General features: G+C 63.4%; 13 protein-coding genes. 1 reads left to right on the forward strand and 12 read right to left on the reverse strand.

Annotation, left to right across the window (positions count from 1 at the left end):
- Window positions 1-24 precede the first annotated feature (24 nt).
- The 7 genes from HWY30_RS03405 to HWY30_RS03435 form a co-directional block, all read right to left on the reverse strand.
- Window positions 25-1332, reverse strand: a complete 1308-nt coding sequence (locus HWY30_RS03405) for a dienelactone hydrolase family protein (RefSeq protein ID WP_090802773.1) — start codon at window positions 1330-1332, stop codon at window positions 25-27.
- A 618-nt stretch (window positions 1333-1950) separates the two neighbouring features.
- Window positions 1951-2406, reverse strand: a complete 456-nt coding sequence (locus HWY30_RS03410; RefSeq protein ID WP_090802774.1) for a YchJ family protein — start codon at window positions 2404-2406, stop codon at window positions 1951-1953.
- Window positions 2407-2413: 7 nt separating this feature from the next.
- Window positions 2414-3544 (reverse strand): acyl-CoA dehydrogenase family protein, encoded by a 1131-nt coding sequence (locus tag HWY30_RS03415; protein ID WP_090802776.1) that lies wholly within the window; start codon window positions 3542-3544, stop codon window positions 2414-2416.
- A 33-nt stretch (window positions 3545-3577) separates the two neighbouring features.
- Window positions 3578-4255 carry an SDR family oxidoreductase gene (locus HWY30_RS03420; protein ID WP_090802777.1) on the reverse strand — a complete coding sequence of 226 codons (678 nt, stop codon included), beginning with the start codon at window positions 4253-4255 and terminating at the stop codon, window positions 3578-3580.
- Window positions 4256-4283: 28 nt separating this feature from the next.
- Entirely contained in the window at window positions 4284-5492 is a 1209-nt protein-coding gene (locus HWY30_RS03425; protein ID WP_090802779.1) for an acetyl-CoA C-acetyltransferase, read from the reverse strand.
- Between the two features lie 72 nt (window positions 5493-5564).
- Window positions 5565-7382, reverse strand: a complete 1818-nt coding sequence (aceK, locus tag HWY30_RS03430) for a bifunctional isocitrate dehydrogenase kinase/phosphatase (protein WP_090802781.1) — start codon at window positions 7380-7382, stop codon at window positions 5565-5567.
- 39 nt (window positions 7383-7421) lie between these two features.
- Window positions 7422-7826 carry a MerR family transcriptional regulator gene (locus HWY30_RS03435; protein ID WP_090802783.1) on the reverse strand — a complete coding sequence of 135 codons (405 nt, stop codon included), beginning with the start codon at window positions 7824-7826 and terminating at the stop codon, window positions 7422-7424.
- Between the two features lie 158 nt (window positions 7827-7984).
- On the opposite strand from HWY30_RS03435, the gene HWY30_RS03440 reads away from it, so the two are divergent.
- Complete coding sequence (locus HWY30_RS03440; protein ID WP_090802784.1) at window positions 7985-9058, forward strand: MBL fold metallo-hydrolase; 1074 nt, start codon at window positions 7985-7987, stop codon at window positions 9056-9058.
- Window positions 9059-9159: 101 nt separating this feature from the next.
- On the opposite strand, the gene HWY30_RS03445 is transcribed toward HWY30_RS03440, so the two are convergent.
- The 5 genes from HWY30_RS03445 to HWY30_RS03465 form a co-directional block, all read right to left on the reverse strand.
- Window positions 9160-9603, reverse strand: coding sequence for a lysozyme inhibitor LprI family protein (locus tag HWY30_RS03445; protein ID WP_090802786.1), 444 nt, complete (start codon window positions 9601-9603; stop codon window positions 9160-9162).
- Entirely contained in the window at window positions 9591-10226 is a 636-nt protein-coding gene (locus tag HWY30_RS03450) for a LysM peptidoglycan-binding domain-containing protein (RefSeq protein WP_341809923.1), read from the reverse strand. Before HWY30_RS03450 ends, HWY30_RS03445 begins: the two co-directional genes overlap by 13 nt.
- A gap of 335 nt (window positions 10227-10561) precedes the next feature.
- Window positions 10562-12148 (reverse strand): ABC transporter substrate-binding protein, encoded by a 1587-nt coding sequence (locus HWY30_RS03455; protein WP_090805564.1) that lies wholly within the window; start codon window positions 12146-12148, stop codon window positions 10562-10564.
- Window positions 12149-12430: 282 nt separating this feature from the next.
- Window positions 12431-13249, reverse strand: a complete 819-nt coding sequence (locus HWY30_RS03460) for a helical backbone metal receptor (protein WP_090802788.1) — start codon at window positions 13247-13249, stop codon at window positions 12431-12433.
- Between the two features lie 3 nt (window positions 13250-13252).
- Entirely contained in the window at window positions 13253-14026 is a 774-nt protein-coding gene (locus tag HWY30_RS03465; RefSeq protein ID WP_090802789.1) for an SDR family oxidoreductase, read from the reverse strand.
- Between the last annotated feature and the right edge of the window lie 2 nt (window positions 14027-14028).

Genomic DNA, 14028 nt, shown 5'->3' on the forward strand with positions numbered 1-14028 from the left:
TCGACTCACGCCTCTATTCGTACTTCACTCCCGGCTCGCAATCGCTTTGCGCCCATTGGCATCGGCATCGCTTGCATCCGCCGTCTGCGAGTTCTGATTGCCCCACACGACCGCGTTATCGACCGCATACAACCGGCACGGATCGGAGCTCTGCTTCTGGCAATTCGTCACCGCCACCGACATCGGGTCGTCGCCGCCCTCGGCCCACGACCACGCGCCCGAATCCGACACCGCGAACGCGCGGCTCGGATACTGATGCAGGAAGTTGCGATAGCCATTGCGGCCCTCGTTGTCGAGGTACGGCACCGAGTCGACCGCGTCGAGCGCGGCGAATCCGGTTGCCTTCGGCGCGGCCGGATCGGCGACGTGATACTGCACGGCAGTCGGCATACCGGCGCGCGCGAGGAACGCTTCGACGGCCGGCCACCATACGTGCACGCCGTCGCGGTCGCCGACCAGCCGATGCGCGTCGTTCTTGTAGTGGCCGAAGTCGACCATCTTCGCGCTGGCGCCGTGTGCGCCGTACGCGGCGTACATGCCCGCGACGAGCCGTGCGTTCCACACCGAATCGTTATCGCCATAGAGCCACAGCGACGGCACCGCAGTCTTCTCGCCGTACGCGCCGAATGCGCGCGTCAGATTGCCTTGCCAGTCTTCGCAGGCGTCCTGGCGCAGGCCGCCCGAGAAATTGATCAGCGCGCGCACGCCGGGCGCAGCTTCCGTGCCGTATGCGATCGTCGCAAGACCGCCATGCGAGGTGCCGGCCACCGCGATGTGCGTCGCGTCGACATAAGGTTGCTTCGACATGTAATTGATCGTCGCTGCGACGTCGCCGGCCTGGCCAAGGCCGTTGCGCTCGACGTCGCAGCCGTCCTGCTCGTACACGCCGTCCGAGTGACCGAAGCCCTGGCGGTTCGGCGCGACGACGACGTAACCGCGGCGCACGAATTCGCGCGCGAACGGCAGCGGGTCGCTGCGTTCCTGCGTGCGCGGGTCGCCCGGAATCTTGCCGTGGTTGAAGACGATCATCGGGAACGGGCCGGGGCCGTCCGGCTTGTAGATCGTGGTTTCAAGCGTGACCGTGCCGGCGGCGTCGACCGGCACGCGGATGATCTTTTCGTTCAGGTGAGCGGTGGGCAGGTAGACGTCGTCGTCCAGCGCGAGGCGCGGCACGCGGGCGCGCGACAGCGGTCCCTGGATGTCGCTCGACGGCGTCGCGTCGTGTGCGGAAAGGGACGAGTAGGCGAGCGGATCGGCATGCGCGATCGTGACAGCACACGTGGCCGCGGCGCAGATCGCCGCACACTTCGTCAGAACCTTGCTCAACACCATTGATGCACCTGCTTTAAAGACGTGTCCTGAACTCCGTGCTGTCCGGTTGCGCAAAACGCTGCTGACATTCAGCTTTCGTTCGCGATTTCGACACAAACAGACTCACTCGCGAGCGTTGCGGGAAGCGCACGCACGCAAATCGAGATCGCACGGGATGAACCCAACGGCCGACGCGACCCCACGCGTCGAGGATGAACGTCACTTGATGCTGTCGGAGTCCGCGCGGCTCGCGTTCGATCAGCGGCCGGTCAGCCTTCCTTTGCATGTTGCGGAGCCGGTATGACCCGCTCTCGCAATGTGACGTCATGAAACTACGGACTCATCCTGGCACGACAATTTTGTTTTGTGCAATCAAGGAGAACCCGTGACGAAAAAATTGCTGCATGTGCGAACGAGGCTTCAAAGCCTTGCCGGGCAAGGGCCGGGAACATGTGGCGGGAAGCGGGGAGTAAAGGTCGTGTCAGTGCTGTGGTGCGAGGCCAACGAAGAAGCCCGCGTGAAAGGAACGAAAAAAGGCCTATGCAAAGGCCTTTATCAAGTTTGTCGAGAGCGAGTGAAAGGCACGAGAAAGCTTCGGCGCGTAATGCAGCGATTACTTAATCGTCGCGAGCTCTTCATTTACTCATTGACGTCGCCATCGACATAACGCCAGCGGCCATCATCGCCGCGCACGAATCGACTCGATTCATGCAACCGATAAGCACGTCCCCCCACTTTGTAGCGGGCGATGAATTCGACGGTCGCGTGATCGGCATCGCTTTCGGCGAAGCCTTTGATCTGCAGTCCGAGCCAACGGGGCGCGTCGGGCGCGGTGGGATCGACGTCGAGATCGGCGGGGCAGGTGCGGGGGTCCCACGTCGCGCGCAGGTAGTCGGTTGCACCGAGCACGTACGCGCTATAGCGCGAGCGCATCAGTTCGAGCGCGCGCGGCGCCGCTTCGCCGCCGTCGATATAGCGGCCGCAGCATTGCGCGAAACGCGGCGCTTTGGTCGCGGTGCCCCCGCGTGCGTCGGGCGCGGCGCCGCCGCACGGACAGTCGACAGGTCTTTGCAGTGACAACAATGGCTTGTTCATTGAAATTTCAGTTGAGCGCGCGAGCGATCAGGATCTTCTGGATGTCGCTCGTGCCTTCGTAGATCTGGCACACGCGCACGTCGCGGTAAATCCGCTCGACCGGGAAGTCGCTCAGATAACCGTAGCCGCCGTGAGTCTGCAAGGCGGCCGAGCAGATGCGCTCGGCCGCTTCGGAGGCGAACAGTTTTGCCATCGCGGCTTCGGTCAGACACGGCTGGCCCGCGTCCTTCAGCGATGCCGCGTGCCAGATCAATTGACGCGCGGCTTCGAGTTGGGTCGCCATGTCGGCAAGGCGAAACTGCACCGCCTGGTGCGAGAACAGCGGCGCGCCGAAGCTCTCGCGTTCTTTTGCGTAAGTCAGCGCCGCCTCGAACGCGGCGCGTGCCATGCCGACGCTTTGCGCGGCGATACCGATGCGCCCGCCTTCGAGACCCGACAACGCGATCCGGTAGCCTTCGCCTTGCGCGCCGATCAGGTTCGCGGCCGGCACGCGGCACGCCTCGAATACGATTTGCGCGGTATCCGACGAATGCTGGCCGAGCTTGTCTTCGACCCGCGCGACCACGTAGCCCGGCGTACCGGTGGGCACGATGAACGCGCTGATGCCGCGCTTGCCAGCGGCCTTGTCGGTGACGGCCATCACGATCGCGACGTCGCCGTTCTTGCCGCTCGTGATGAACTGTTTGACGCCATTCAGCACGTACGCGTCGCCGTCGCGTGTCGCGGTGGTGCGCAGCGCCGACGCATCCGAGCCCGCTTGCGGCTCGGTCAGGCAGAACGCGCCGAGCATCTCGCCGCGCGCGAGCGGCGTGAGCCAGTCGCGCTTCTGCGCGTCGTTGCCATAAGTGAGCAGGATGCTGCACACCGGGCAGTTGTTCACCGAGATCGCGGTCGACGTGCCGCCGTCGCCGGCCGCGATTTCTTCGAGGATCAACGCGAGCGCGAGCGCGTCCATGCCCGCGCCGCCATACGCTTCGGGCACCAGCACGCCATAAGCACCGAGCTCGGCGAGCTGCCGGTGCACGTCGCGCGGAAAGGTGCGCTCGCGGTCCCATTGCGCCGCGTACGGCGTGATCGCTTCGCGCACGAAGGTGCGCAGCGCGTCGCGCACCATCAGGTGATCCTGATCAAGCACCATGAGCGTGTCTCCGGTCCCATGCAACGTAGTTGTCTACCAGTCGAGCTGCGTGCCGTCGTGCTGAAAGAAGCGGCCGTGGAACGCGTCGCGCGATGCCGCCGCCTGCGCCAGCACCTCGCGCATGCCGGCGACGCTGTGCGCGGGATCGAGCGCGGCCTGCGCGCCGCCCATGTCGGTGCGCACCCAGCCGGGATGCAGCGACACGCAGGTCGCGCGCTGCGCGTCGAGCGACGCGAGCTTCAGCACGGCGTTCAGCGCCGCCTTGCTCGCGCGATACAGCCAGCCGGTCGTGCCGCTTGCATCGGCGATGCTGCCCATGCGACTCGAAATCACCGCGAGCACGCCGTCCGTTTCCTCGACGAGCGGCAGCAGGATTGGCAGCAGCTGCATCGGGCCGCGCACGTTCGTGTGCATCACGTGATCGAAGTCCTCGGCGGTGATCGTTTCGATGCCTTCGGTGCGCGGACCGTACACGCCCGACACCAGGATCGCGGCATCGAGCCGTTCACCGTCGAGCTTCCAGCCGAGCGCCGCGATGTCTTCGGGCGCGGTGACGTCGAGCGCGAAGGTTTCGGCGCCGAGTTCGTTGAGCGCATCGAGCGCGGCGCCGTCGCGCGCGGTCGCGAGCACGCGCCAGCCGCTCTTTCTGTACTGCCGGACGAATTCCTGGCCGATGCCACGCGATGCACCGACGATCAACACTGTTTTCATCGTATTCCTCGAAGATTTTGTGGATGCATCAGATCAGTTCGACACCCATCGCGGTCGCCTCGCCGCCGCCGATACACAGCGTCGCGACACCGCGCTTCAGACCACGATTCTTCAGCGCGCCGATCAGCGTGACGAGAATGCGCGCGCCCGAGGCGCCAATCGGATGGCCTAACGCGCACGCGCCGCCGTTCACGTTGACCTTGTTGTGCGGTAAATCGTGCTCTTTCATCGCGGCCATCGTGACGACGGCGAACGCTTCGTTGATCTCGTACAGATCGACGTCGCCGGCGCGCCAGCCGTTCTTCCCGAGCAGCTTGCGGATCGCGCCGACCGGCGCGGTGGTGAACTTCGCGGGCGCCTGCGCGAACGTCGAATGACCGACGACGCGCGCGAGCGGCGCCACGCCGAGCCGTTTCGCGGTCGACTCGCGCATCATCACGAGCGCGGCCGCGCCGTCCGAGATCGACGACGAGTTCGCCGCCGTCACGGTGCCGGTCTTGCTGAACGCGGGCTTCAGCGTGGGGATCTTGTCGAGGTTGGCCTTGAACGGCTGCTCGTCGCGCGCGATCGTGACGTCGCCGTTGCGGGCCGCTACGGTGACCGGCGCGATTTCCCAGTCGAACGAGCCGTCCTCGTTCGCGCGCTTTGCGCGGTTCAGCGACTCGACCGCGAACGCGTCCTGCGCCTCGCGCGTGAAGTCGAACGACGCCGCGCACTCCTCGGCGAACGCGCCCATCAGACGGCCTTTGTCGTAGGCGTCTTCGAGGCCGTCGTAGAACATGTGGTCGAGCACCTGGCCGTGGCCCATGCGCATGCCGCCGCGCGCCTTCGGCAACAGATACGGCGCGTTCGTCATGCTCTCCATGCCGCCCGCGACGATCACGTCGAGCGAGCCGGCGGCCAGCATGTCGTGCGCGAACATCGCCGCGCGCATGCCGGAGCCGCACATCTTGTTGACCGTCGTGCAGCCGGTGGCGAGCGGCAGACCCGCACCGAGCGCTGCCTGGCGCGCGGGCGCCTGGCCGAGACCGGCGGGCAGCACGCAGCCGATCACCGCTTCGTCGATCTGCTCGGGCTTCAGACCCGCTCGTTCTACGGCCGCCTTGATCGCGACCGCGCCGAGTTGCGGCGCGCTCAGCGACGCGAAGTCGCCCTGAAAGCCGGCCATCGGCGTGCGCGCCGCGCTGACGATTACGATTGGATCGGCGTTGATACCACTGTGGTTTGCGTCACTCATGTTCGAGCTCCTTGGTCATAGCTTGGATGGCTACCGCCGCGCGTTGCCTGATGCGAACCCTTGTGGGATTCATCAAGCCACGCGCACATTTGGCTCGTTCGCCTGCGCATCGGTTGCTTCGGCGAACCGCTCCGGATAGCGCACGCAGAAGCGCACGCTCGGGTCGTACGGGAAAAAATCGGGCAGCTCGCCCTTTAGCAGAGAATCCTTGTATCGCTGCCACAGCTCGGGCTCGAAGAAATCCGCGTGATGCCGCATGAACGAGCGCCGCACGCGTGGATCGCCGAGCAGGAACGTGCCGTACGTCTCCGGGAAAATATCGTGGGGGCCTACCGCGTACCACGGCTCGTCCGACATTTCGTCTTCCTCGTTGCGCGGCGCCGGCACCGCACGCACGTTGCAGTCGGTCAGGTATTCGATTTCGTCGTAGTCGTAGAACACGACGCGGCCGTGTCGCGTGACACCGAAGTTCTTGTACAGCAAGTCGCCGGGGAAGATGTTCGCCTGGATCAGCTCCTTCACCGCGTCGCCGTATTCCTTGATGCCGCGCTCGACGTCGTCGTCGTTACCGTTCTGCAGGAACAGATTGAGCGGCACCATGCGTCGCTCTAGGTACAGATGGCGAATCACGAGGTTGTCGCCGTCGTACTCGATCAGCGACGGCACTTCCTTTTCGAGTTCGCGCAACAGCGTTTCGTCGAGCCGCGCGAGCGGCAGCGCGACGCTCGAATATTCGAGCGTGTCGGCCATCCGGCCGAGCCGGTCATGACGTTTGACGAGCAGATACTTCTGCTGGATCTGCGCGCGCGTGGTTTCCTTCGGCGGCGGAAAGTTGTCCTTGATCAGCTTGAACACATAGGGGAACGACGGCAACGTGAATACCAGCATCACGAGCCCCTTGATGCCGGGCGCGACGATGAAGCGGTCGCTCGAATGCTTCAGGTGATGCAGCAGATCACGATAGAACAGATTCTTGCCCTGCTTCTGCAGACCCACCGATGTATAGATTTCCGCCTTCGGCTTGCCCGGCATGATCGTGCGCAGAAACTCGACATACGCGGACGGCACTTCCATGTCGACCAGAAAATACGAGTGCGAGAAGCTGAAGATGATCAGCAACTGCTCGCGCTTGAGCAGCACGGTGTCGAGCGCGAGCACGCCCGGTTTCACGTGACGCAGCGGCACCGCGAACGGCAGCAGCGCCTCGCCGTTGATGATGCGCCCGACGATATACGCGCCCTTGTTGCGATAAAACAGCGACGACAACACGTGAATCTGGAAGTTCGGCGCTTCGTCGAACGTGCCGAACGCTTCGTGAATCGACTGCATCACGCAGGCGACGTCGCGCGTCAGATCCTCGAACGGCGGATCGAGCTGGAAGTTCGTGACGACCCGTTCGAGCGTTGCGGCAAGTCCATCAGTACCGGGGTAATACGCGCGGTAGGTCGGCTTCGCGGCCGGTTCGTCGTTCTCGATGTATTCGGTCGAGATCGCCGGGCGCACGAAAATGAAATCGTTGTTGAAGTACGAGCGATGCAGAATCTTGCAGGAAACCGAATTAAAGAAGGTTTCCGCGCATTCCGGCTGACGGTGCGTGGTCAGGAGGCCGATGTAGTGCAGCTTGATCTGCTGCCACACTTCGCTGTCGATGTTCTCCGCGTCGTACTCGTCTTCGAGCAACTGCACGCATTCCTGCACGCGATCGTCGTACGACGTGATGCGGTCGCGCGCGAGCTTTTGCAGGCCGTGCCAGTCGCCGGCTTCGAACAGCGTCTTCGCGTGGATCGCCGCGTCGCGAAAGATCCGGTAGTGACGGTCGAACCCATCGAGCATCGTCTGCGCGACGTCGAAACCGATTTGCGACGATAACAGCTTGGGGAAGTGATTCATCACGCGCGCTCCGCAAACGCCGGTCAGAGTCAGGCCGCTTCAGGCAGGCTTCGCGTCGTGCCTCGCGCCATCGAGCAGCGCGCGCGCCTGCGCTTCATACTGCGCGAGATCTTCGAGCGTCGCGTCGAGATCTTCTCGCTGACGTTCGAGCACTTCGCGATGACGCGCGACCGTCGCGAGGAACGCGTGCAACTGCGGTACGGTATCGGTCGGCGATTCGTAGACGTCGAGCAGGTCACGGATCTCCGACAGCGTGAAGCCGAGCCGCTTGCCGCGCAAGGTGAGCTTCAGACGCGTGCGGTCGCGGCCCGAATAGACGCGCCGCAAGCCGCTCGAACCCTCGCGGCTCGGCGAGAGTAAACCCTGGTCTTCGTAGAAACGGATCGCGCGTGGCGTGACGTCGAATTCGCGCGCGAGCTCGGTGATCGTGTATTGCGTATTCATCGGGACATCTCGTGGCCGCTTGGTCGGCACAAAACCGGATTGGACGATAGAATCGACGTTTACGTTATCGTCAACCTGAGCGGAAAGCAACCACAACCCGGCCGACCGGCATCGCACACCTCGCCATGCCGGAGGGTCGTCGGAGGAAGACAGTCCCCATGAATGCACTCGAACACCAGCTCGAATACCCCTTCAACGACACGATGCCCGACGCGGGCCGCACGATGGAAGTCGCGCCCGGCGTGCTTTGGCTGCGCATGCCGCTGCCATTCGCGCTCGACCATATCAACCTGTGGCTGCTGCGCGATGAGATCGACGGCCAGCAAGGCTGGACCGTGGTCGATTGCGGCATCACGTCGGACACGATCAAGGCGAATTGGGAGAGCGTGTTCGAATCGGTGCTCGACGGCCTGCCGGTGCTGCGCGTGATCGTCACGCATTGCCATCCGGATCACATCGGCCTGGCGCACTGGGTGTGCGGCGGTGGCGATAAAAAGCGTTGGGACGCGCGACTTTGGATGACACTCGGCGAATACATGCAGGCGCGCGTGATGGCGACCGGCGGTGGCTCGAACGCGGGTGGCGAGGCCGCGGCGCGGCACTTCGCGCGGCACGGTCTGACCGACGCCGAATCGCTCGAAAAACTGCGCAATCGCAATAGCTACTATGCGAGCCTCGTGCCGGCGATTCCGGGGCAATACCGCCGTTTGCGCGAAGCCGAGGACGTGAGGATTGGCGGTAGGACGTGGCGCGTGGTGACGGGCTTCGGCCATTCGCCGGAACACTGTGCGCTGCACTGCGCGCAAACCGGCACGCTGATTTCCGGCGATATGGTGCTGCCGCGCATTTCGACCAACGTGTCGGTGTTCGATATCGAGCCTGAGGGTTCGCCGCTCGAACTGTATCTGGAGTCGCTCGGCCGCTACGAGACGATGCCTGAAGCTACGCTCGTGCTGCCGTCGCATGGCAAGCCGTTTCGCGGCGTGCGCACGCGCATTGAGCAACTGCGCGAGCATCACGACGCGCGGCTCGCCGAAGTGCGCGAAGCATGTGCGGAAAAGCCGCGCAGCGCCGCCGATATCGTGCCGCTGATGTTCAAGCGCCAGCTCGATATCCATCAGATGACATTCGCGATGGGTGAGGCGCTCGCGCATTTGCATCTGCTGTGGCGGGCGGGGGATTTGAAGCGGACGCAGGATGCGGATGGGGTGATTCGGTTTGCGGCGGTGTGATCTCGGCAGTTGGCTGCTGGCATAGAAGCGAGGACGAATAGGTCCGCGCTACGCGGAGGGCACTGAGCGGCGCAGCGATGCCAAGCGTCCTTTCGTGCGAACTACTTTAACGGCAAGTCAGAGGCAGCGTCGCGTAGTTGTTGGGCTCGCCGGTTGTTGAGTTCGGAAACGCAAGCCAAACGGCGCACTTCCTGCGCACTGCCGGCCCCACCACCACTTAGCGAAGCTGCGAATTCGCATTGAGTCTTACGGTACTCGGCGAATTTCCTGTTTGATGCGACGAATTTTGCCTTGGCCTGGTTGACGTACTTGTTGTCTTCATCCCATTTGGAGAGGGTGCCAGCCATCTTCTGCTCGGCTCGGCTGAGGGCCTTCTGACTGGCCTCTGCTTTTTCTGCCAGACAGTCCCGCATTCCCGCTTGCGAGAACGCGCTGCATTCTTCGCGCAGAGCCCGTTCGCTTGCAACGGGAGCAGTTGAGGCCACAAGGACCATTGTTGGCAGGTAGGCGGTCAAACCGAAACAGATCAGCTTCATTGTGCGCATAGGGCTACCTTTCCTTTGCGCACCATTGACAAAGCGTAATCAAGCTTCCTGGCGTAGTTGGGGTCGCCCCCTCCGTTGTAACGCTCCGCTATCACTGGCGCGGACATGGGACGCCAGCCTGTAACAGCGTTTTGAACTGAACCTTTCCGGTACTTCAACACTTGTCCGGGGCGCAAAACAGTGGCAGTGGGATTCAGCTTTTTTAACGTGTCGATCGTGGTGCCCTGAGCCCTCGCCATCTTGTCGAGGCTATCTCCTGGCCTCACGGCGATTTCGTAAACCTCAGGATCAGCACCAAGTACGCTTCTGTACTTAAAATGTGCCATGCGCATTAGCAAATAACCAATACCAGCACGAATGTTATACGCCGGTATCGTTCTGACAGAGGCCATTGTCAGCCGTCCTATCCAGGCTGACGGCACAATCAAATCACCGCCTTCTTTGCGTGAAAGCAGCGATGCTAATCCAGGATCGCCTGCAACCCCGATTTGCATCGGCTTGGCGTTCCACTGAGGATCGTGGGCACCTGTTTCGACCCACAACATCGCCTTGATAAGCTGCCAGTCCAAGGGAATGTACCCGGAATTGCCGCGAAGATGGCGGTTGTACTCATGGACTGCCATCTGGATCTCGCAGTCCCAGGAATTCCATTAGGCATCGCTTACAGCCTTGCTAACGCCATCCTGCCACCGTTCAAATCCTGTCCTCGTTGGAGCTTGCATTGCCATAACCATTCCTTCTGCCAAAGTGTGGGCGGCTACTTTGCAAGCAATTATCAGCTTCTTGCCTGAGGAAAATTGCATTAGGAATCGGTCTGGCGGGCGAAGGCCCGAGATCACGTCGAAAAAAGGTTACGCAGTGTCAGATGCAACCAGCCAATTCGCGCGTTGAATAAAAAAAGCCCGGTTCAAAAACCGGGCTTTCTTGCAGGGCCGCCTGCGCTAACCGCAGCGCAAAATCACTGCACCACCACCGCCCCAAAATTCTGCCGACCAAACGGACTCACGTGATACCCGCTCACGTTCGTGCGCGTGATCGCGGCAGCGGTCGGATAGCCGAGCGGAATCCACAGCGCTTCGTCGTGGATGATCTGCTGCGCGGCTTCATACGCTTTCGTGCGCTTGGCGATATCGGACGTCGCTCTGCCCTCGGCGATCAGCTTGTCGAGGTCCTGATCGCAGAAGCGCGCGAAGTTGATGCCCGACTTCACCGCGTTGCAACTGAAGAGCGGCGACAGATAATTGTCCGGATCGCCGTTGTCGCCGGCCCAGCCCATGAACAGCGTGTCATGCTGACCCTGCTTCGCCTCCTTGATCAGCTCGCCCCATTCGATCACCTTGACTTCCGCCTTCACGCCGATCTTCGCGAAGTCGGCCTGCAGGAGTTCGGCACCGGCCTTCGGATTGGGATTGAGCACGCTGCCATTCGGACGCACCCAGATCGTCGTTTCAAAACCGTTCGGATAGCCCGCGTCGGCGAGCAGCTTCTTCGCCTTCGCCGGGTCGTACGGCCAGCCCTTGATCGAGTGGTTGTAGCTCCACGTATTCGGCGGAAACGGGTTGACGGCCGGCGTCGCGGTGTTGTCGAACACGGTCTTCAGATATGTCGTGCGGTCGAACGCCATGTTCAGCGCGGCGCGCACCTTCTGGTTTTCAAGTGGCTTCTGCTGCGTGTTCAGCGCGACGAAGGCTGTCATGAACGCGGGCGTCTGCACGATCGCGAGCGACTTGTCGTTCTTCGCGTCGGCGAGATCCTGCGGCTTCGGCGACAGCGCGATCTGGCATTCGCCAGCCTTCACCTTCTGCGCGCGCACGGTCGCGTCCGGCGTGATCGCGTAGATCAGGCGCTCGATCTTCGGCTTCGGTCCCCAGTAGGTCGGGTTCGCGTCATAACGGATCACCGCGTCTTTCGTATAGCTTTTCAGCACGAACGGGCCGGTGCCGATCGGCTTCGCATTCAGATCGACCTGCTGGCCGGCCTTCAGCAACTGATCCGCGTACTCGGCCGAATAGATCGACGCGAAGCCCATCGTCAGGATCGACAGGAACGTCGCGTTCGGCTCGTTCAGCTCGAACTTGACCGTGTTGTCGTCGACCTTGGTAATCGACTTGATCAGCTTCGGCAGCCCCATCGATTGCGCATGCGGGAAGCCGCTCGCGCCCGCCACCTTGTGCCACGGATTGCTGTCGTTGAGCATGCGGTCGAACGTGAAGATCACGTCGTCGGCATTGAGCGCGCGGGTGGGCTTGAAGTAGTCGGTGGTTTGGAACTGCACGTTGGGGCGCAGGTGAAACGTGTACGTCAGGCCGTCGGGGCTCACTTCCCACTTGTCGGCGAGCGCGGGCACGACCTTCTTCGCGGCTTCGTCGAACGACACCAGCGAGTTGAAGATCACGTCGGCCGATGCATTCGTCGTGACGAGCGAATTGAACTGCACGACGTCGAAGCCGTCGGGGCTCGATTCGGTACAGACGGTCAACGGTTTGGCGAGCACGAGCGCGGGCGCAGTGAGCAGGATGGCGGCTGCGAGCAGTTTGAAGCGCATAGGATCTCCGGTAACGAGCGCAGTCAGGCAGTGCGTCTGGTTGTGTTTATGGCGGCGATGCGTGAGCGGGCAGGTCAGCGGTCCCGGCGCGCGCGTCGCCACGATTGTGATACGTTCCCGGCGCCGTCGTACAGGTCGGGCGATCCCGGCCTGAGGCCTGGGCGCCAGGCCTTCGAGGCCTGGCCGGCGGCGCGCCTTCGCGAAAGCTTATCGAAGGGCCATTTTGGCGACAACAATTTAATCGACATATCCATATGGGGGCGGCGCGGCCATGCTGCCGCCTCAGGCTGCGGCGGCCTGACGCAGCAGGTAGCCGATGCCACTTATTGCGCGCACGCCGTACCACGACGTCATTTCCCCATCGATCAGATCGATGCGCTTGCCGGTGAGACGCGGATCGCGCGCGAGCGCATCGCGATGCGCGGCCGTGAAGCGGTACGGCTCGCTCGACAGCAGCACGCGCTCGACCTGCGCGAGCCACGGCGCGTCATCGAAGTCGAGCGTGGGGTAACGCGCGGCGCCCGCGCTGCCGCCGCGCACGTCGGGCAGCGTATGCCAGTTCACGAGGCGCAGCATCGCGGCGATATAGGTGTCGCGTGCGACGCTCATCCACGGTTCGCGCCAGATCAGGTACAGCACGCTCTGCGCGGCGAAGGCGTGAGCGCCGGCTTCGCGCAGACGCGCTTCGAGCGAGTTGCTCAAGCGCCGCGCTTCTTCTTCACGCCCGAAGATCGCGCCGAGCAGCGCGAACAGCGCGAGGTTGTCGTGCGGCGTCTGCGGATGGGTGACGACGATGTGCGGCACGAACGCGCGCAGTTGCTCGACGGTGTCGCGTTCGTTCTCGTCGAGATTGACGATCAGATGGGTGGGGCGCAGCGCGCGGATCGCGTCCAGTTTGACGGCCTTCGTGCCGCCGACCTTCGGCACCGCCCGGACCTTGTCGCGCGGATGCACGCAAAAGCCGGTGCGCCCGACGATCTGCCGTTCGAGGCCGAGCGCGAAAAGCGTTTCGGTGAGGCTCGGCACCAGCGACACGATGCGCGCGTCGGTGCCCGCGGATTCGTGCGCGACGCCGGCTGCATCGACCGCACGGGACTGCATGGCTTACTCGGTGGCGGCGCGCGGCTTGCGCGGCGCGCGTTCGAACACGCGGTCGTAGAGCCAGCGCGGCAGCACATGCAGCAGCATCGCGGCCACGCGCATCTGCCACGGAAACACCCCGAACGACGTCTGCCGTTCGACCGCTCGCGCGACCTTCGCCGCGAAAAGGTCGGAGTCCATCAGGAACGGCATGTTGTACGGATTGTGCTCGGTCATCGGCGTGCGGATATAGCCGGGCGCGATCGTGACGACCCCGACGCCGAACGGCCGCATCTCGACGCGCAACGCCTCGAGATACTTCAGGGCCGCCGATTTCGATGCGCTGTACGCGCCCGAACCGGGCAAGCCGCGCACGCCCGCGACGCTCGCAATGCCGACCAGCGTGCCGCGCTTCGATGCGGCCATCGCGGCGGCAAATGGCTCGAACGTCGCGACCATGCCGAAGTAATTGATGTCCATCACCTCGCGGAACGTGCGCAGATCGCCGTGACCCGTCAGCGCGCCGCGGCTGATGCCGGCGTTGGCGATCACGACGTCCGGCAGGCCGTGCGCGGCGATGAAGCGCGCGGCCGCATCGGCGAGCGCTTCCGCGTCGCGCACGTCGACTGCATAGATCGAGACGGTGTTCTGGGGATGGGACCGCTGGAACGCGGCGAGCGCGTCGCCGCGGCGGGCGACGAGGCCGAGAATCGCGCCGCGCCGTGCGTATTCGCCGGCGAGCGCGAGGCCGATGCCGCTCGAAGCGCCGGTAATGAAAACCTTCAGCGAAGAGCTCATAC

The sequence above is a fragment of the Paraburkholderia tuberum STM678 genome (genome assembly GCF_902833905.1).
Classification (GTDB): domain Bacteria; phylum Pseudomonadota; class Gammaproteobacteria; order Burkholderiales; family Burkholderiaceae; genus Paraburkholderia; species Paraburkholderia tuberum.